Raw genomic sequence first — 19,670 nt, 5'->3', positions numbered from 1 at the left:
GTTTTTATTTTTCTTATACAAATGTGAATGGATCTGTATGTAACTGCGAAGCATGAATTTGAACATTTAATTTCTTTGCATCCACTTTTTCTTGCAGTTGCTTTTGTACACCTTGTTTCATTACTTTTTCAACATTATGTCCTGGGTCAACTATATTTAAACCGAGCATCATCGCATCATGAGCAACATGATAGTACATGTCACCAGTTACATATACATCTGCTCCTTTAAATTTCGCTTGGTTTATATATTTATTACCATCTCCACCAAGTACAGCTACTTTACGCACTTTATCATCTAACTTACCGACAACTCTTGCCCCATTCACGTCTAATGATTGTTTCACATGTTCTGCAAATTGACCAAGCGTCATTTCTTCTTGTAAGTATCCTATTTTTCCCAGGCCTAACGTTTCACCTTTATTATCAAGCGGGTACACATCGTATGCTACTTCTTCATATGGATGTGCCGTTACCATTGCTTTAATCACTTTCCGCTGTAATGAAACTGGAATAATCGTTTCGATTCGTACTTCTTCTACACGTTCTAACTGTCCAGTTTCCCCGATATAAGGGTTTGTCCCCTCTTGAGGTACAAATGTGCCTGTACCCTCGCTACTAAACGTACAGTGGCTATAATTGCCGATATGACCAGCACCTGCGTCTCCTAATGCTTTCCTTACTTCTTCTGCATGAGTGACTGGCACAAACACAACAACTTTTTTCATTTCTTCTGCATATGTCGGTGCTAGAACTTCTGTATTTTGCAATCCTAACGCCTCAGCAAGTAAATCATTTACCCCGCCCTTAGCAACATCCACATTTGTATGCGCTGCATAGATTGCAATATCATTTTTAATACACTTTTCAATAATTTTCCCATACACCTTATCTGTATGAATCGCTTTTAACGGGTTAAAAATTAAAGGATGATGAGCAATAATGACATTTGCCCCTAATTGAATTGCTTCATCCACAACTTCTTCCGTTACATCTAGCGCAATCAATACGTGCTGCACGGGTTTATTAAGCGCTCCAATCTGCAGACCAATCTTATCTCCTTCCATTGCCAAATGCTTCGGATACATACTTTCAAATAAAGAAATAATTTCATGGCCGTTTGGAATTTTACTCATGATAAAACCTCCCCTATCATTTTCATTTTCGCTTCTACTTCCCCACGCTTCGCTTTTGTTTCTTCAGAATCAGCCGCACGTTCTAACTGTTTTAAAATATTTTGGAAGTTTTTTAATTCTCCTTCCCATTTTTCAACGAAGGCTTCACTTTTTTCTGTTATTAAAAATGGTCCCATAAACAATTCAGCTTGTTTATTTTCAGAGTAAGGCGCTACAACATTTCCGCGCTCCCCTACTAAAATTTCGTAAATTTTCCCATCTTCTTTTACGATTTTTTCATGGATAAGCTCCCAACCATTCTCAATAAACCATTCACGAATATGATGCGCTGCAATATTAGGCTGTAAAATTAAACGTGTTACACCTTCTAATTTCTCTTTACCACTTTCTAAAATGTCACGAATTAACGCTCCGCCCATTCCGGCAACCGTAATTACATCTACTTCTCCTGGCGCGATAACAGCTAATCCATTCCCTTTACGCACATCTACTTTATCTTGTAAACCACTTTCAGCTACAGTTGCTTGCGCAGAGCGAAATGGTCCATCTACAACCTCTCCTGCAACTGCTTTTGTAGCAATATTATTTATAATTGTATAACACGGTAAATACGCATGATCCGATCCAATATCAGCAACTGTAGATCCTACTGGTATTTCACGTACAACTTCTTCTAATCGTTTTGAAAGCTTTACTTCATTCATGTATTTCCATTACTCCTTCTCTTGTCAGTCTGTCTGTCTGTCTCCATGATAATGAATTTATAGTAGTTGTTGCAAGCCCATAACAACAATTCACCGCTCTATCATTCATCGTATTTTAGAAAATATAGAAAAACAAGCCCTTTGCATAAGCAAAAGGCTTGTCATACGGAACTTTATTTTTTCTTCGATAACCAATCAGCTACTTTAGCGGCTTGATCAGCTGGAACTATATTGGCAGGCATATTGCCTTTTCCTTTCGAAAGAATTTCTTTAATTTCATCCTTTGAAAGTTTCCCACCAATTTTTTGTAAGTTAGGTCCAACTGCCCCTTGTAACTGATCACCATGGCAGCTCGTACAGCTTTGCTTCACAATATCCTCTGGCTTTGATGCTGTTTGTGCTGGCTTCCCGCCATTTTTTGCATCAGCTAACTCTTTAGATTTATTTAGCCCCTGAAATGAAAATACAAACATAACGATAATACCCAATGCTGCAATAAGAGCGAACGGAATCAGCGGATTACGTTTCATATCTCTTCTCCCCCCTCTATACCCCTAAATAGTTAGATGATTCAGTCATTTCCATTGTACTTGAAAACGCTCTATCAGAAAAGAGTAAACTACCACTTGTTAAAAATATTCCATAAATTCAGTTTATTGTTTTTTATTGTCATATCGCTTATTATTTCGATAATTATTAACGTTTCTCATCATATTTTTCGCTTTTCTACATATATTTTTGTATATAATAAACAAAATTAATCGAAAAATCGAAAAATGAGCATTTGCAAATCAAAAGACAATTCTGTAAAATAAATTACAAGAAATTGTAATCGTTGCCGATAGCTAAATTTTAACAAAAATTAACAAAATAAAAAAGTTTACTTCACAAAGGTGAAGTAAACTTAAAAAATAACCTATTCTAAGAAATCCTTAAGACGCTTACTACGGCTTGGATGTCTTAATTTGCGAAGTGCTTTTGCTTCAATTTGACGAATACGCTCTCTCGTTACGCCGAATACTTTCCCAACTTCTTCAAGCGTACGAGTTCGTCCATCATCTAAACCGAAACGAAGACGTAGAACATTTTCTTCACGATCTGTTAGCGTATCTAACACATCTTCTAATTGTTCTTTTAGCAATTCATAGGCCGCATGGTCCGCAGGCGATGTTGCTTCTTGGTCTTCAATAAAGTCACCTAAATGGGAGTCATCTTCTTCACCAATTGGTGTTTCAAGAGAAACTGGCTCCTGTGCAATTTTTAAGATTTCACGTACTTTTTCTGGAGCAAGATCCATTTCTTCACCAATCTCTTCAGGAGATGGTTCACGACCTAAATCTTGTAATAATTGACGTTGTACACGAATTAACTTATTAATCGTTTCAACCATATGAACTGGAATACGAATTGTTCGTGCTTGGTCTGCAATGGCACGTGTAATAGCTTGGCGAATCCACCAAGTTGCATACGTACTAAATTTGAAACCTTTACGATAATCGAACTTTTCAACAGCTTTAATTAGACCCATATTACCTTCTTGAATTAAGTCTAGGAAAAGCATGCCACGGCCTACATAGCGCTTTGCAATACTTACTACAAGACGTAAGTTTGCTTCTGCAAGACGACGTTTCGCTTCTTCATCGCCTTCTTCAATACGCGTTGCAAGTCGAATTTCTTCTTCTGCAGATAGTAAGTCTACACGACCAATTTCTTTTAAATACATACGAACAGGATCGTTGATTTTAACCCCAGGTGGTACACTTAAATCATTGAGGTCAAACTCTTCTTCTGTTTTTGTAATTTGGCGATTATTAGGGCCTTCTTCGTTGTCATTATCACCAACTAAATCAATGCCTTGTTCACCTAAATATTCATAGTATTCATCCATTTGATCGGATTCAATTTCAAATCCATTCATGCGTTCTGCAATCTCTTCATATGTAAGAACGCCACGTTTTTTTCCGAGCTCAGTGAGTTGTTCTTTCACTTGCTCAAGGGTCATTTCAGTTTCAATTTGTTTAGAACGAGCTGGTTTGTCAGCCATCTGTTCCCCTCCTTACGCGAGATACAAACATTCATTATACTAAAACTTTATCAAAAAAGCTATTTTCTCGCTTTTTGATTTTGTAAATATGCTACATAATATTTAGCAGCCTCTACAGGATCTGTTTTTTCCATTTGTTTCACTTTAAAGATAATTTCCATCTTTTCAAGTTTTTCCTGATGCCGTCTAAGCGTCTCCAAATGGCCTTGCAACACTTCTTCTGTGTATTCTGGATTAATAAATTCATCCGTCGAAATATCAGTGATAATATTTTTCAACTTTTCATCAGAGAGCCAACTTAAAAATGTTCCGACTGAAGGTTCATTTCCCTTTTCATAATATGCGTATAGTTCATATAAAATCCCTTTATGTTCTTCTGTATGAAAATCTTCTATATGGGATTCCATACGAACAGCTACTTCTGCACTTTGCAACATATGGTAAATAATTTCTCTTTCCGCTCTTTCAAAACCTGTTAACTTCGGTTTTGTTTGAACGACTTGAGACGGTTTAGCAACCTGCTTTATTTGTTTTTGCTGTACCTTTTGTTCTTTGCGATATTGGTGCAATTGATTCAAAAGTGTTTCCATTGAATACGAAAATTCTTGCGATAATGACTTCAAATATGACTCTGCCTGCATCGCATCTTGTAACAACGATAACTCTTTTAAAACACTTTTCACATATTCTTCTTTGCCAGACTCATCTTGCAAATTTTTCCCTAAACGCAAATAATTTATTTTAAAACCAACAAAACTCACACTTGATTTCACAAGATTTTCAAAAGCAGTAGTCCCATATTGTTGCACATATTCATCAGGATCAAGCTTATCTGGCAAGGATGTGACTTTCACTTGGCAACCAACTTTTAGCAATAATTGCCCTGCTTTCATCGTCGCTTCTCGCCCTGCTTTATCACCATCATAGCAAAGAACAACAGTTTCAACGTTACGTCGCAGAAGTTTTGCTTGTTCTTCAGTTAAAGCTGTTCCCATTGTCGCAACAGCTTCTTCCACACCACTTTTTACCGCAGCTAGTACATCGGCATATCCTTCAAAAAGAACCACTTGCCCACGTTTTCTAATAAACGGTCTTGCTTGGTGGAAGTTATACAACAATTTACTTTTGTGAAAAATCGGTGTTTCAGGGCTATTTAAATATTTCGGAGTGTCATCTCCTAACGCCCTTCCACTAAACGCTATCACCTTACCTTGTAACGTATAAATCGGGAACATAACTCTTCCACGGAAGCGATCATAATGACTACCATCCTTCTCACTTCTTATTAGAAGGCCAGCTTGTTCCATACTAGACAGCGATAAACCTCTTTTTTGTAAAATTTTCGTCGCTGCATCCCAGGCAGGTGATGCATAACCAATTTCAAACTTCTCAATCATCTCTTTCGTAATACCACGGTTTAATAAATATGAAAGTGCTTCATTTCCCTCTTCCGTATTTACTAATAAATGATGATAATACTTTTTCAATAATTCATGAGCTTGTTGCATGATGACAGTGTCATCAGATATGTCTTCTTGTTGTCCTTGCCCTGATGTATACTCTGCAACCGCAATTCCATTTCTTTCGCCTAGCTTTTGAACAGCCTCGGTAAAAGCCAGTCCTTCCATTTTCATTAGAAAGGAAAATACATTTCCACCTTCTCCACATCCGAAGCAATGAAAAATTTGCTTATCAGATGAAACAGAGAATGAAGGAGAATTCTCACCATGAAATGGACAAAGGCCGAAATAGTTACGCCCCTGTTTTCTAAGTTGAACGTATTCACCAATGACTTCTACAATATCGGATGATGTCCGAATCTGTTCAACAACTTCTTCGGGAATTCTGTTCCCCATAACTCCATCTCCGTGTCGTATTTTGTATTCGATATAAATTAAAAAATTCCTTTATAATTCGACAATATTTTTCTAAACTTGTTAGAAAGTGTTGCCGATTACATTGTATAAACGATTTTAAACCTTTCCTATAGGTCCTTTATCTGCATAAATCGCATATACTTGCTATATAAAATTGTATACATTTGCTCATCTGTTACAAATGTATCTCTTAGAAACAATACATATACACCTTTTTATAAGAAGAGTAGCAAGCCACATATACTGTTTGATCTTGAGATTTGTAACTTTTTCATGTTGATCCATATAACGATCAACTCCATTTTGTTCAGTATCTACAAAGATCCAATGGCCTTACTATTTCCTTAAAGGATGAGCATATGATGCGACAAACAAAATTCCGACATGAAATTCCGCTCCAACTTGCACAATTTCAGCCTTCACGGGATATACATCTACACCAACTAATATGTTGTCGATGCTTTGCATATTTCTGTATTCTACATCCCTTCTGTGAATCCTTCCATAATGTGCGTTTTCTTGTATAGATTTTGTCGATTTAACGTAATTACATGTCTTTTTCGTAAATCCTATCCCTAGTTTATTCTGAAAAATTAAAGTCTAAACGTAAAATATAGGTTTTTATCACAATTTTTTATTATAATATATTTTCTTCAACTACGCTACATATCCCTTTATTTTTTCATCTTACATTTCAGGATGACAAACTCACACCTTGAATATACTAAAAGACAAAGGAGTATAAGTATAACCATTACACTACAATCTATTACAAAATCCATAGGTATCATATTTCACACGAGCGAAAAAAGCACATTCACCTTTGGTAAATGTGCTAAAACATTTTTTGGTTTTGCACTGCATTCACAATAATATTTGCTGTTTCTTCAATTGCTTTATTCGATACATCGATTACTTGACAATTTATTTTACTAATTACTTCCTCAAAGTGATCAATTTCTTCTTGAATACGATTAATATTTGCATATGTTGCTCCATCACTTAATCCAAGTGATTTTAATCGTTCTTTTCGAATATGATTTAACTTATCTGGCGTAATTTTCAAACCGAAACATTTTTCTTTTGCCACTTGATATAGTTCTTCAGGTGGGTCAACTTCTGGCACGAGTGGTACATTCGCAACTTTCAAGCGTTTGTTATGAGCTAAATATTGGGAAAGTGGTGTTTTTGATGTACGCGAAACACCAATCAACACGATATCCGCTTTTAAAATACCTCGTGCATCTCTGCCGTCATCATACTTCACAGCAAACTCAATCGCTTCAATCTTTTTAAAGTATTCTTCATCTAACCTACGGACAACGCCTGGCTCACATCTCGGCACTTGCCCCGTAATTTCTTCAATTTGATCAATAAGAGGGCCGATAATATCGTATGCCTCTACCCCTTCTTTTGCAGCCTCTGTTACTAAATATTTGCGCATATCAGGCTTAACTAACGTAAAACATATAAGTGCTTGATTACTCTTAGCAATCGAAATCACTTCTTTTAATGTCCCTGTATCTTCTACATACGGTACACGTCTAATATCAGGAGCAAACGGGAATTGCCCCATTGCTGCTCGAACAACCAAATCAGCCGTTTCCCCTACAGAGTCAGATACGACATATACGATTTTATTATCCATTACATTACCTCACTTTAAACAAATTACACTTATTCGTTATTTACTAAATTTACAAACGCACGTGTAATATTTGTTTTTGTAATTCGCCCAATCACTTCTAAACCTTGTTTCGTATCTTTTACAACTGGCATTGCATCAATCTGTCTTTCTATTAATTCCATCGCAATATCATATAAAGAATCCTCTCTACGACACATCGCAATGTTTGGCATCCTTGTCATGATAATATTAACCGGAAGAGAGGTTAAATCCTGCTTTCCTAAGCTCGCTCTTAATAAATCTTTACGAGACACAACACCAACTAATAGAGTCATCTGATCTACAACGAACAATGTACCAACGTCCTCTAAAAACATCGTACAAATTGCATCGTATACGGAAACATTTTTATCAATTACAACCGGTCTAGATTGATAATCTTGTACTTTAATTTTCTTAACAGCTTCAGATAATAACTGCCCCCCAGTTTTACCCGTATAAAAATAACCTACGCGTGGACGTGCTTCTAAATAACCAGCCATCGTTAAAATTGCTAAGTCTGGTCTTAGCGTCGCACGTGTTAGACCCAATTGCGCTGCAATTGATTCCCCTGTAATAGGACCGTGATCTTTTACAATCTGAATTATATGTTCTTGCCGTTTATTCAGCTCTATGATAATCACCACCTTTAATGCACAACGAAAAAAGTTATACTATCTCTTAAATATTATATACTAAATATGCTATTCGAAAAAGAAAGTATGTAAAAAGGACCGTATACGGCCCAAAATTATATTTGAAACTTATCAAGTTGTTCTAAAAAACGTCTTGATTTCAAATAAATTCCGCAATATTCATCATAATATGTATTCAATACTAAACGCATTTGTTTTTTTGTGCTATCCTTTACCGATACATTTCCGAGCCTATGTAAATCGAAATGGAAGAAAAGACGTAATAATTTATGAACAGCTTCTCCTACCGGTATACGATATGGGTCTTGCTCCGCATGACGTGAGCACAGAAAACCGCCTTCCCTAACGGAGAAGGCGACAAAGTCTGTTTCTTGATGACAAATCGCACATGTATCAAAGTACGGGCGCATCCCTAATACCGGAAGCATTTTCGTTTGATAAATTAATGATAATACTTCTGGATCAACACCCTCACACATATAATGCAACGTTTGATATAACATTTCAAATAAATACGGATTATGTTTTTTATCTTCTGTTGCTTTATCAGTTAATTCAACAATAAATGATGCATAAGCAGTTAAAAATATATCCTCGCGAATTTCTTTCATAGTTGAAATAATCTCGCCTTGTTGCAATGTTCCAAGCCCAGATCCCATTTGAATAAGAAACTGGCCATGTGTCATTAATTGCGACACAGATGCTAATCGGCTTTTCGGTTTTTTTGCCCCTCTTGCCATTGCACTTACCTTACCAAGTTCTCTTGAGAATATTGTAACAATCTTGTTCGTTTCTCCGTAATCTGTCGTACGGATAACGATGCCCTCAACTTTTTGAAACATGTTCGTCACCATCCAAGGTTTGAACAAAACGGGTCAAGAAATTGGAGAGTCTAGATGCGCTAGCTCCTCTTCATGTTGATCCATCTCATCGTTTACGTCTTTTTCCATTTCTTTCAAAAGCAAGTACGTTTCAATGCTTCCTGTTTTGGAGAAAAACTTCCAGGTAAAATCTAGCATAAGAATCCACCTTTCTCAATAAGCGTAGCCTATAAACCAATTTCCTTTGTTGTTATTAAATTGACCCATTTTGTCCATTTTCATGTGAGAAAAATTTTTCCTAATTTATCAAAGTTCATAAAAACCAATAATCAGTGGATGAACCAACCATCCACTGATTACAGCTTGACTCTATTTTAGTACTCATCCTCGCGGAAACCTAGGTCACGAAGCTGAGACATTTTATTACGCCAATCTTTTTGCACTTTTACCCATACTTCTAAAAATACTTTAGAACCAAGTAGCGCTTCAATATCAAAACGAGCTCGCTTACCAACTTCTTTTAACATTTTCCCTTGTTTTCCGATGATGATTCCTTTTTGTGATGCACGTTCAACAACAATCGTTGCATTTATATAAACTGCCCCGCCCTCACGCTTTTGAATCGCATCGATAACAACAGCCACAGAATGCGGCACTTCTTCACGTGTTAAATGTAGTACTTTCTCACGAATAAGCTCTGCAATAATAAATCTCTCCGGATGATCCGTTACTTGATTATCTGGATAGTATTGTGGTCCTTCTGGTAAATACTTTTTAATTGTTCCAATTAAAGCGTCCACATTATTACCGTCTAACGCAGAAATTGGTACAATTTCTGCAAACTCATGTAGTTTACGATATTGATCAATTAACTCTAGTAATTGCTCTGGATGAAGTTGGTCAATTTTATTAATAACTAAAAATACTGGTTGTTTCGTTTCTTTTAACTTCTCGATGATGAATTCTTCACCACGACCAAAGCCTTCGACAGCATTAACCATAAACAGAACGATATCAACTTCTTTTAATGTCGTTTGCGCCATCTTCACCATGAAGTCGCCTAGTTTATGTTTAGGTTTATGTATTCCTGGTGTATCAATGAAAATAACTTGTGCATCATTTTCTGTATATACACCTTGAATTTTATTACGAGTCGTTTGTGGCTTATCACTCATAATAGCAATTTTCTGGCCGATAATACGATTTAAAAATGTAGATTTCCCAACATTCGGTCTGCCAATAATAGAGACAAAACCTGATTTATAACCTTTTCTATTCATGTAAATCCTCCGCTAAAAATGCTCCTGGTAACAATTCTCCGACTGTCGTCTCCTGAACGTCACCATGTAAATTTGATAAGTATACTTTCGTATCCTGTTTACATAATTCTACCATAACTTGTCGACATGCTCCACAAGGAGGTACTGGGCGCTTTGTATCTGCTACAACCGCAATGGCTACAAATTCTTTATCTCCTTCAGAAACCGCCTTAAATAAAGCTGTTCTTTCAGCACAATTACATAAGCCATATGATGCATTCTCAACATTACATCCACGATATACTTTTCCATCGCGCGTTAATAGTGCTGCACCTACTTGAAATTTAGAATATGGTACGTACGCTTGTTTACGCGCTTCGATTGCTTCTAGAATTAATTGTTTACTATTCATATTCCCGCATCCTTCCTGTTCACAGCTATGAAGAGGTACACTCTCTCATTAAAGGCCCTTACGGCACTTCCAAAGCTTAATAAAAGCTTCGGAATGCAACTATACCATATACGGTAAAAAGATAATAGCACCAATTATAACAGCTATAATTGCAAACAATAAAACCGCTCCTGCCGCAACATCCTTTGCAATTTTTGCAAATGGATGAATATCGGCAGTCGCTAAATCTACTGTTTTTTCCACAGCCGTATTTACCATTTCTAAACTCATTACACTACCTATTACAATAAGTAATATCATCCACTCTGTTCTCGTAATATGGAAATAAAAGCCGCAGCATATAACAATGACTGCGGCTAAATAATGGATTTTCATATTTCGTTCATGACGAAAACAAAAGAATATACCAGCTATAGCATATCCAAAACTATCTATAAGTTTTCCTTTTTTCATCGTCCTAATCCAAAAGCTTCTAAAATTTCTTTTTGTCTTCCGAACATTTCTTTTTCATCTTCTTCTGTCATGTGATCATAACCAAGTAAATGTAAAAAGCCATGTAACGCCAAAAATCCAAGTTCACGATCGAAAGAATGTCCGTACTCTTCAGCTTGCTCTTTCGCCCTTGGAATAGAGATAATAAGATCACCTAACATGCGCGGCATCTCTGCACCAACAATCTCCATTTCTCCTTCTCCCATTTCTTCCATGGCAAAGGATATTACATCTGTAGGTTGATCTTTATCTCGGTAATCACGATTAATTTCTCTAATGCGCTCATTATCTACAAATGTCACCGATACCTCCGCACCATCCTCAATATTTTCCATTTGAGCTGCTTTTTCTAACACTTCACGAATTAAACTCATATACGCTTCTTTTACTTCTTCTGTTTCATCAATAAAATCAATTAACAAACTCATTCTTTCTCCTTTTCTTCCGAAAGTTCCGGATATGTAATACGCGAATGGAAAATACCATTTAACGTTTCACACAACGTTTTTCCAACGATTTGTAGTTCCTTAAACGTCAAATCACATTCACTAAATTGACCGTCTTGTAGTCGATCTTTAATAATACTTTGCACCAAATTATTAATTTGTTCTGGCGTTGGGTGATTCATAGAACGTACCGCAGCTTCTACACTATCAGCAATACCAACAATTGCCGATTCTTTCGAAGTTGCTTTTGAACCTGGATAACGGAACATCTCTTCTGTATATTTTTCTTTATCTTCTTTAATAGCTTTATAATAAAAATATTTCAGTAACGTTGTACCGTGATGTTGCCCAGCGATATCAATAATTTCTTGTGGAATATGATATTCTTCGAGCATTCTTACTCCATCCGTTACGTGAGCAATTATAATATCTTTACTCGTTACAGGATCTAATTTATCATGCGGATTTTCAATTCCCATTTGGTTTTCAATAAAAAATTGCGGTTGTACTGTTTTTCCTACATCATGATAATATGCCCCTACACGCGCTAATACACCATTTGCCCCGACTGCTTCACAAGCAGCCTCAGAAAGATTCGCTACCATTACACTATGATGATATGTCCCTGGCGCTTCTAATAAAATTCTGCGTAAAAGCGGATGATTTGGGCTTGATAGTTCCATAAGCTTCATACTTGATACGATTCCAAGTCCACTTTCTAAATATGGTAAAATCCCCATAGCCAAAACGGATGATATAATCCCTGAAAGCGAAGCCATTAATAATTGCGTACCAATTTCAAGAGGCGAAAAATTCCCATTACGTAATAATAAGAGCGCCGCCAATACGACTACATTTAATACAGAAACGAGTATACCAGCTTGTAAAATCATTGTACGACGATTTTTTTCTCGCAAGAAAATACTAACCGATAATGAACTTAACAATACGTAAATCCCTACACTATAATTTAATGTACTCGTTACTCCTTCATTAAACATAATACTTCCGCATACAGAAAAAATCATACTCGTTAAAAAGACAAATCGATCACCAATCATTAGTTTTACAAGTATTGTTCCCATCGCAACTGGGACAACATATGCAATCCCCGCGTATTCAAGTTTTTGAAACAAACTAATGATTTTCATTAAGACAATTGTGATAGACAAAATTGTAATATACGCTAAAACATACGGTCTATCTTCTCTTTTTCTCTTTAAAAATAATTCAAATTGTTTATGCATAAAGTATAGTAACACACCAATGAGTACCGCTAATCCAACATAAGGTTGAAAGCCGTTCCCTTTTTCTAACAAACCAACTAATTTCAACTGATTATACACATCACTTGAAATTGTTTCACCTTCTCTAACAAGAACTTGTCCTTGAAGAATATAAACAGGTGGAACTAAATCTTCCTCTGCTTTTCTCTTCTCTTTCGTTAAGATCGGGTCATAAAAATAGTTCGCTGAAATTGCATATCTTCCTAGCGCCTTAATCGACTCTTTTAAACCATTATCAACATTAACACTATTCATCTCACTTACATATCGTTCTTTCGCATCTTTCAATTCGTCCATTTTAATATGCTCAGTCATGATACTATTAATTGCTGTGACCGCAGCATCTTTCGCTAATACTAATTGGCTCGAATCTGCATTAATCAAACTTAGTAAGTTTGAATCAGATAATTCTTTCGTTAAGTCAGCGGGTAGTTTCTTTTTTAACTTCTCCACTTTCTCAGCATCAGTCATCTTTTTTTGATCATCCGGTCCAACAGCTTTAATCTCTTGCACCACTTCATCCACTTTAGCAAAGACGTCATTCACAATATCAACTTTGTTTTGTTTATACTCACTTTTATATGTATATTGATCTTCAACTTTTGTAGCGGCTTCTTTTTTCTTTTTATCCGTTGTAACTTTATCTTCAATTTTTATAGGAGAATGGATTGTCTTTTTCGCAATAGAATACATATTAACATCTAATTGCTCTGGTTTTACATTATTCATAAGCGCAAAAAACAGCACCGCTCCTAATACAACGTAAGAAATCCAACTTAGTTTTTTCGAATGTTGTAAATTACGAAACCACTTAGAAATTTCTTGAGATCTTGACATGATTTCAATACCTTCTCCTCTCCAGAAATAAAGTGAAACTATTTATAGCTTTCATTTCTTCTACCAAACGATACTTTGAGGCAACATTTTATACACTAGTACCTATAGTTTATTTTCCTTATCTTTCATGATAGTAAAAAATATGACGTTCGCCAACCTTATCATACAAAAAGAAATGATCCTGACAAATAGGATCATTCCATTTTATCATATGCCTCAATAATACGTTGCACCAATGGATGTCTCACAACGTCCGTTTGTTCTAATGTAATAAATGACAGACCTGATACACCAGATAAAATATTAGCAGCTATAGATAGCCCTGATTTTACCCCTTTTGGCAAGTCTACTTGTGAAGGGTCCCCTGTAATAACCATTTTAGAACTAAAACCTAATCTTGTTAAAAACATTTTTATTTGAGCACCCGTTGTATTTTGAGCCTCATCTAAAATAACAAATGAATCATCAAGCGTACGCCCCCTCATATAAGCAAGCGGCGCGATTTCAATTACTCCTCGCTCCATCATACGCTGCGTATATTCTTGTCCAAGAATATCATGTAAGGCATCATATAATGGGCGTAAGTATGGATCTACCTTCTCTTTCAAATCCCCTGGTAAAAAACCTAAATTTTCTCCAGCTTCTACAGCAGGTCTTGTTAAAATAATTTTCTTTACATACCCTTGTTTTAAAGCCCTCACAGCCATTACTACAGCTAAGTATGTTTTTCCAGTTCCTGCAGGCCCTATCCCAAAGACAATATCATTCTTCTTCATCGCATGAATATATCGTCTTTGCCCCATTGTTTTTACACGAATGGATTTACCTTTTGCAGTCTTGAAAATTTCTTCTTCATATAACTCTTCAAATTGAGCAATTTTCCCTTGTTGTGCAAGCTGAATTGCATACGCAACATCTCTCTCTGAAATTGATATACTTTTACGAATTACAACAAGTAATTGCTGTAAGATTTTTTCTACGAGTGTCACCGTTTCAACTGCCCCAGATACATGAACAGTTTCTCCTCTAGTTACGATCGATACATTCAGTTCTCGTTCAATTACTTTTAAATGTGCATCATTGACTCCAAAAAGAGCGATTGCTTCGTTAGTATTTTCCAATTGTTGGTTCATTTCTACTAATTGTTCTGCCATTACTCAGTCTCCTTGAATATCGGATTCGGATATTGGTTGTGGCTCTGCAATATTTTCAACCACAGTATAATGCAATGTGACCTTTAGTTGACCCGCCTCAACCTCTTTACTCAAAATCTTATCACTTACAATCATAGCATGTTCATCCAATTTTTTCTTTAGTTCTTTTTCGGCCATCTCTTTCGCTACTTTCAGCGCTTGCTTTTCTGTATATTCTCGATTCGCTTCTTCCTCTTCTCTCACAACATCTTTTTCATATGCAATCGGCAGTGTAAAACCAAATAATTTCACATCATGCTTTACACTTTCAGTACGAGAGCGTTTATACTTATCATGCTGAAATCCCCATATTTTTATTTTCGTATCCCCAAATTTAAGAAAATGTTCATTGTATACATTACCAGTATACACTTGGAATTGCGTCTTTAACGGGACATCCACCTTAGATGTATACCACGTTTCTCCATACACAATACCTTTCGCTGAAACAATCGTCGGACTTTCCTCATTACCATATATTCCTGATACGAGAATCTGCCCTTTTTCTACATGATCATTTTTCAGTACAACCGGCTTTCCAACTTCTACGAACGTCTTTGTAATAATCGCTTCTTTTTTTGCTACTAAATTTTGCGGCCTTTGTTCCTTTTCTTTCTTCGGTTCGTTTTTTTCAACAATTTTAAAATGATACGTCGTTCCTCTTACTTCTAGTCCCGCCCAAGTAATGGCATTAATATTATCTGTCAAATGGCGTTGTACATCTTCTACATTCGGCATTTGAAATTGTAGTTTCCCTTTTTTAATACCCATTTTATCCAATTCTTTCATCAATATATATTCTGTTTCAGGTTTTGCTCCTGTAATTTCAATTTTCCAAACCATATTTGACATTGCAATCACACCAAAAAAGAAAATTAAAAAACCAATTAAAAATCCACTATTTTTAATTAAACGCTTATTCCAAAAAGGAAAACCATAACGTCCAATAAAATATAATTTACATTCATTTTTTCTATAAATTGGTTTTATTTTTTTCACATCGCGTAACAATATACAAAAAACTAACGTTTCATCAGCTATCTTTTTAACATCCCAAACTAATAAATTCCTCCGTACACATTCATTAACAAACCGTTCCGCTCCTCTACCTTCAATTCGCACTTTTACATATCCAAGCCACTTTATAAACCATTTATTTTTCATTTACCACCTTCACTACCTTTCTAAAAGTAGATATACTACTTTTTATTTGAAGCATTAAAATAGCTCGTACTAAAATGAAACCGAGTAAAACTGTAATCCGTCTCTATCAACGGAACTTTTACAGGATAAAGAAGAAAAACTTCACAAATGGAAGTTTCACTTCAATCACCTTTTTTTTCATTTTCTAAAAATGTTACTTGCTCAATTATCCCTTCGAGTAAAAGCTCTTCTGGAAGAATCGTTTTAATAACAAAGGATTGTCCTTTAATTAATAATTGACCGTGTTTTAAAAGCAATCGCACTTCTTTATCTGAAAACACTAATAACCCCCGATGATTTTCTATATAAATATGTATTTGCCCAACAAGAGTAATCCGAGGTAGATCCATTAATACATCCACTGGTAGGTCTACTTGTTTTGTCAACCAATTTTTCATTTGTTCTAATTTCTTCATCTCGAAAGACCCCCTCTCATCCCATATATATGTATTTCTTCACAAGCGCCTATCGTGTTATAACGACTTCACTAACATAACTATATTCTGTAAGAGTTCATATCATGTTAATTAAAACAGTCGCTATATGAAATCATATTTGTCAGGACAATGATGGATTAGAGGATGTTACCTTTAATAATAGAAGTATTAATACAAGAATATGCGCCCCTACAGGATATCAGTACAAGTTACATTAAGAAATTAAGCCTAGCGAGAAGTTGGAAACTTGAAAAAAACTGTTACAATTCGTTCTGGACGTGACATACTGACCATAGAATAAGTAGTTGTCATTTATTGGACACATGAGATAAAGTGAAACTTTAATCAACCCTCACCAATCGGGCTGCCCGTTAATGAGGGATAAAATCAAAAAAAGAAAATTTCTCCACTCTGAATGTTACGTTTTAAGTAAGAATATTTTATAGATGGTTGTTATATGAATTTCAAAAAATATTAGGGTTCATTAAAAAATGAATTAATAAATGAGGAAATACGAAAGGAAATTGGCTTTGGTCAAGAAATTTTGAATGTTATAAAACAAGTTACCGACAGTAATATCCGGCCATTTTATGCAACTGATGCAAAATCTAAAATAGTTAGAATCTCTTTCATTACCTTTGAGGATTATGCTGAAGAGCAAGCTATAAAACTTCAATCTGAGTTTCAGAAGGTTCAGTACTTAGCTTTTATTTACGAAAGAAGTTTTAGTCAAGGAAGTAAGAACAGGTGTAGAATCGGAATTATACAAGGAAATAATAAATTGAAACTTTAACTAGAGGGGGTTCTATCACTTACAGAAACCCTTTTTAAGCAATATAGCGTTTCTCCTTAATAAGAACAATAAAAAAACGTCTCATACGAAATGAGACGTTTTTTTACGCTAATAGCTGGATAACCAGCTTATTCACAAGTGATCCGTCTGTTTTACCTTTTACTTTCGGCATAACAGCAGTCATCACCTTACCCATATCTGCTTTAGAAGTCGCACCAACTTCAGAAATAACTTGCTTGATTACATCAACTAGTTCTTCTTCAGTTAATTGCTCTGGCAAATATGCGCTTAAAATCTGAATTTCACTTTGCAGTTTATTAACAAGGTCTTCACGACCAGCTTTTTTAAATTCAAGGAGGGAGTCCTTATACTGTTTTACTTCACGAGCTAAAACTGTTATTTCCTCTTCTTCAGTAAGAGTATGTTGCAGTTTAATACCTTCATTTTGTAAAGCAGCCTTAACCATACGAATAACGGTTAATTTTTCTTTTTGTTTATTCTTCATCGCTTGTTTCATATCATCGTTTAAACGACCGAGAAGACTCATAACTTACACCCTCTCTTAGAATTTACGCTTTCTTGCCGCTTCAGATTTCTTCTTACGTTTTACACTTGGTTTTTCATAAAACTCGCGCTTTCTTGCTTCAGCAAGTGTACCAGTTTTAGAAACCGATCTTTTAAAACGGCGAAGTGCATCCTCCAAAGACTCGTTTTTACGAACGACTGTTTTTGACATTCTCTTTCCCTCCCTCCGAAACATCACACTTACATACTAACTTCAGCATGCAAAAAGAAACACTTCTTCAGCATGTCTTTTACGATTATAATACATTTTATCACTTCAGGTCAACTATTTGGCAGAATAAAAGAAGAATAGAAGCAATTCCTTTTCAAAAGTTATGCAAATAGCTAGTATCCTTTACTGATGAAGACAACTATATTTTTATCATTTCATCTTTTTTCATACAGGGATGCATGAAACGCCTCCCCACCTTATAGTACTTAACCGCTTCAAATAAAGAAAGCATGCAAACCGTTTCCGGTTGCACGCTCTTTTTATGCGCTAGCTGATTCTTTTTTTACATCATCTTCAAGAACACGAACAAATTGCGCTTCGTTATATGGATAACCAGCTTTCGTAATTTTCACTTTCACTAGCTTACCAATTAATTCTTCTGATCCTTCAAATACAATTTTTAAGTAGTTATCTGTATACCCTACATATAACCCTTCACGGTCGCCCTCTTTAAATTGCTCTTCCGGAATGATTTCAAGCACTTCACCTTCAAACGCTGATGCGTACTCTTTCGCTAATTGATTAGATAGCTCAATTAAACGATGAACACGATCGTTCTTCACATCTTCAGGAACTTGATCTTCCATGCGTGCTGCAGGTGTTCCTGTACGTTTTGAGTAAGGGAACACATGTAACTCAGAGAAGCGGTTCTCTTTAATGAAATTGTATGTTTCCATGAATTCTTCTTCTGTTTCACCTGGGAAACCAACGATTACGTCAGATGTAATCGCAAGGCCTGGTAACGCTTCTTTCAAACGATTTAAACGCTCTTGGAAGAACTCCATCGTATATTTACGACGCATACGTTTTAATACAGTATTAGAACCAGATTGCAACGGAATATGCAAGTGGCGTACAACTACTTCAGATTTATCTAACACTTCAATTACTTCATCTGAAATTTGACTCGCTTCAATAGAAGAAATACGAAGACGTTTTAATCCGTCTACTTCCGCTTCCATATCACGAAGTAATCCAGCTAAGTTATAATCTTTTATGTCTTCGCCGTATCCACCTGTATGAATACCCGTTAATACGATTTCTTTATAGCCTGCATCCACTAATTGTTGTGCTTGTTTAATAACTTCTTTTCCATCACGAGAACGCATTAAACCACGCGCCCAAGGAATGATACAGAATGTACAGAAGTTATTGCAACCCTCTTGTATTTTTAAAGACGCACGTGTACGATCCGTGAAATAAGGTACATCAAGTTCTTCGTACACACGTGTTTTCATAATATTACGGACAGCATTAATTGGTTGACGCTCTTTACGGAATTCTTCGATGTAACCTAACATCTTTTCACGATCCTGTGTACCAACTACAATATCTACACCCGGAATCGCCATAATTTCAGCTGGAGATGTTTGTGCATAACATCCCGTTACGCAAATAACTGCATCTGGATTTTGACGCACAGCACGTCTGATTACTTGACGGCTTTTTTTGTCCCCAGTATTCGTTACTGTACATGTGTTAATAACATATACATCAGCTTTCTTTTCATATTCTGTTCTTTCATAACCACCTTGTTTAAACAATTGCCAAATGGCTTCTGTTTCATAGTGGTTTACTTTACAACCTAACGTATGGAACGCAACAGTTGACAT

Annotated in this window: 21 protein-coding genes; all 21 read right to left on the bottom strand. The window is 35.8% G+C overall.

What is annotated here, in order from left to right; translation table 11 throughout:
* Nucleotides 1-13 precede the first annotated feature (13 nt).
* The 21 genes from ACTFRY_RS02940 to mtaB all read right to left on the bottom strand — a co-directional run bounded on the left by ACTFRY_RS02940 (nucleotide 14) and on the right by mtaB (nucleotide 19,670).
* Nucleotides 14-1,135, bottom strand: coding sequence for a Nif3-like dinuclear metal center hexameric protein (locus ACTFRY_RS02940; protein ID WP_000036234.1), 1,122 nt, complete (start codon nucleotides 1,133-1,135; stop codon nucleotides 14-16).
* Nucleotides 1,132-1,839: a tRNA (adenine(22)-N(1))-methyltransferase gene (locus tag ACTFRY_RS02935; RefSeq protein WP_001006545.1), complete on the bottom strand. Its 708-nt coding sequence runs from the start codon at nucleotides 1,837-1,839 to the stop codon at nucleotides 1,132-1,134. Before ACTFRY_RS02935 ends, ACTFRY_RS02940 begins: the two co-directional genes overlap by 4 nt.
* 173 nt (nucleotides 1,840-2,012) lie before the next feature.
* Complete coding sequence (gene cccA / locus ACTFRY_RS02930; RefSeq protein ID WP_000828141.1) at nucleotides 2,013-2,369, bottom strand: cytochrome c550; 357 nt, start codon at nucleotides 2,367-2,369, stop codon at nucleotides 2,013-2,015.
* A 386-nt stretch (nucleotides 2,370-2,755) separates the two neighbouring features.
* Complete coding sequence (rpoD, locus tag ACTFRY_RS02925; protein WP_000764066.1) at nucleotides 2,756-3,883, bottom strand: RNA polymerase sigma factor RpoD; 1,128 nt, start codon at nucleotides 3,881-3,883, stop codon at nucleotides 2,756-2,758.
* 59 nt (nucleotides 3,884-3,942) lie between these two features.
* The gene (dnaG, locus tag ACTFRY_RS02920) at nucleotides 3,943-5,739 is read right to left on the bottom strand and encodes a DNA primase (RefSeq protein ID WP_000528221.1); all 1,797 of its coding nucleotides are present in this window, start codon (nucleotides 5,737-5,739) and stop codon (nucleotides 3,943-3,945) included.
* A gap of 357 nt (nucleotides 5,740-6,096) precedes the next feature.
* Complete coding sequence (locus ACTFRY_RS02915; protein ID WP_002000855.1) at nucleotides 6,097-6,228, bottom strand: hypothetical protein; 132 nt, start codon at nucleotides 6,226-6,228, stop codon at nucleotides 6,097-6,099.
* 367 nt (nucleotides 6,229-6,595) lie between these two features.
* The gene (locus ACTFRY_RS02910) at nucleotides 6,596-7,408 is read right to left on the bottom strand and encodes a pyruvate, water dikinase regulatory protein (RefSeq protein ID WP_000368935.1); all 813 of its coding nucleotides are present in this window, start codon (nucleotides 7,406-7,408) and stop codon (nucleotides 6,596-6,598) included.
* A gap of 29 nt (nucleotides 7,409-7,437) precedes the next feature.
* Nucleotides 7,438-8,070, bottom strand: a complete 633-nt coding sequence (locus ACTFRY_RS02905) for a helix-turn-helix transcriptional regulator (protein WP_000583756.1) — start codon at nucleotides 8,068-8,070, stop codon at nucleotides 7,438-7,440.
* A 107-nt stretch (nucleotides 8,071-8,177) separates the two neighbouring features.
* Nucleotides 8,178-8,924, bottom strand: a complete 747-nt coding sequence (gene recO / locus ACTFRY_RS02900; protein WP_000487013.1) for a DNA repair protein RecO — start codon at nucleotides 8,922-8,924, stop codon at nucleotides 8,178-8,180.
* 33 nt (nucleotides 8,925-8,957) lie between these two features.
* The gene (locus ACTFRY_RS02895; RefSeq protein WP_000883924.1) at nucleotides 8,958-9,101 is read right to left on the bottom strand and encodes a YqzL family protein; all 144 of its coding nucleotides are present in this window, start codon (nucleotides 9,099-9,101) and stop codon (nucleotides 8,958-8,960) included.
* A gap of 176 nt (nucleotides 9,102-9,277) precedes the next feature.
* Nucleotides 9,278-10,183: a GTPase Era gene (gene era, locus ACTFRY_RS02890; RefSeq protein WP_001080229.1), complete on the bottom strand. Its 906-nt coding sequence runs from the start codon at nucleotides 10,181-10,183 to the stop codon at nucleotides 9,278-9,280.
* A complete protein-coding gene (locus ACTFRY_RS02885) occupies nucleotides 10,176-10,574 on the bottom strand; it encodes a cytidine deaminase (protein ID WP_001086281.1) in 399 nt (132 codons plus the stop codon). Before ACTFRY_RS02885 ends, era begins: the two co-directional genes overlap by 8 nt.
* A 99-nt stretch (nucleotides 10,575-10,673) precedes the next feature.
* Nucleotides 10,674-11,027, bottom strand: a complete 354-nt coding sequence (locus tag ACTFRY_RS02880; RefSeq protein ID WP_000715469.1) for a diacylglycerol kinase family protein — start codon at nucleotides 11,025-11,027, stop codon at nucleotides 10,674-10,676.
* Nucleotides 11,024-11,494, bottom strand: a complete 471-nt coding sequence (ybeY, locus tag ACTFRY_RS02875; RefSeq protein WP_000054679.1) for an rRNA maturation RNase YbeY — start codon at nucleotides 11,492-11,494, stop codon at nucleotides 11,024-11,026. Before ybeY ends, ACTFRY_RS02880 begins: the two co-directional genes overlap by 4 nt.
* Nucleotides 11,491-13,635, bottom strand: a complete 2,145-nt coding sequence (locus tag ACTFRY_RS02870; RefSeq protein WP_098616189.1) for an HD family phosphohydrolase — start codon at nucleotides 13,633-13,635, stop codon at nucleotides 11,491-11,493. The genes ybeY and ACTFRY_RS02870 overlap by 4 nt, the downstream gene beginning before the upstream one ends.
* A 194-nt stretch (nucleotides 13,636-13,829) precedes the next feature.
* Complete coding sequence (locus ACTFRY_RS02865) at nucleotides 13,830-14,789, bottom strand: PhoH family protein (protein WP_000840520.1); 960 nt, start codon at nucleotides 14,787-14,789, stop codon at nucleotides 13,830-13,832.
* 3 nt (nucleotides 14,790-14,792) lie between these two features.
* Entirely contained in the window at nucleotides 14,793-15,992 is a 1,200-nt protein-coding gene (yqfD, locus tag ACTFRY_RS02860; RefSeq protein WP_000792493.1) for a sporulation protein YqfD, read from the bottom strand.
* Between the two features lie 161 nt (nucleotides 15,993-16,153).
* Complete coding sequence (yqfC, locus tag ACTFRY_RS02855; protein WP_000732269.1) at nucleotides 16,154-16,447, bottom strand: sporulation protein YqfC; 294 nt, start codon at nucleotides 16,445-16,447, stop codon at nucleotides 16,154-16,156.
* A gap of 917 nt (nucleotides 16,448-17,364) precedes the next feature.
* Nucleotides 17,365-17,808, bottom strand: a complete 444-nt coding sequence (locus ACTFRY_RS02850; RefSeq protein WP_000054562.1) for a GatB/YqeY domain-containing protein — start codon at nucleotides 17,806-17,808, stop codon at nucleotides 17,365-17,367.
* Between the two features lie 15 nt (nucleotides 17,809-17,823).
* Nucleotides 17,824-17,997, bottom strand: a complete 174-nt coding sequence (gene rpsU / locus ACTFRY_RS02845; RefSeq protein WP_000048061.1) for a 30S ribosomal protein S21 — start codon at nucleotides 17,995-17,997, stop codon at nucleotides 17,824-17,826.
* 320 nt (nucleotides 17,998-18,317) lie between these two features.
* The gene (gene mtaB, locus ACTFRY_RS02840; RefSeq protein ID WP_086424085.1) at nucleotides 18,318-19,670 is read right to left on the bottom strand and encodes a tRNA (N(6)-L-threonylcarbamoyladenosine(37)-C(2))-methylthiotransferase MtaB; all 1,353 of its coding nucleotides are present in this window, start codon (nucleotides 19,668-19,670) and stop codon (nucleotides 18,318-18,320) included.

Source organism: Bacillus cereus group sp. MYBK195-1 (assembly GCF_051916605.1).
GTDB lineage: Bacteria > Bacillota > Bacilli > Bacillales > Bacillaceae_G > Bacillus_A > Bacillus_A cereus.
This window is presented reverse-complemented; position numbering and strand designations above follow the sequence as displayed.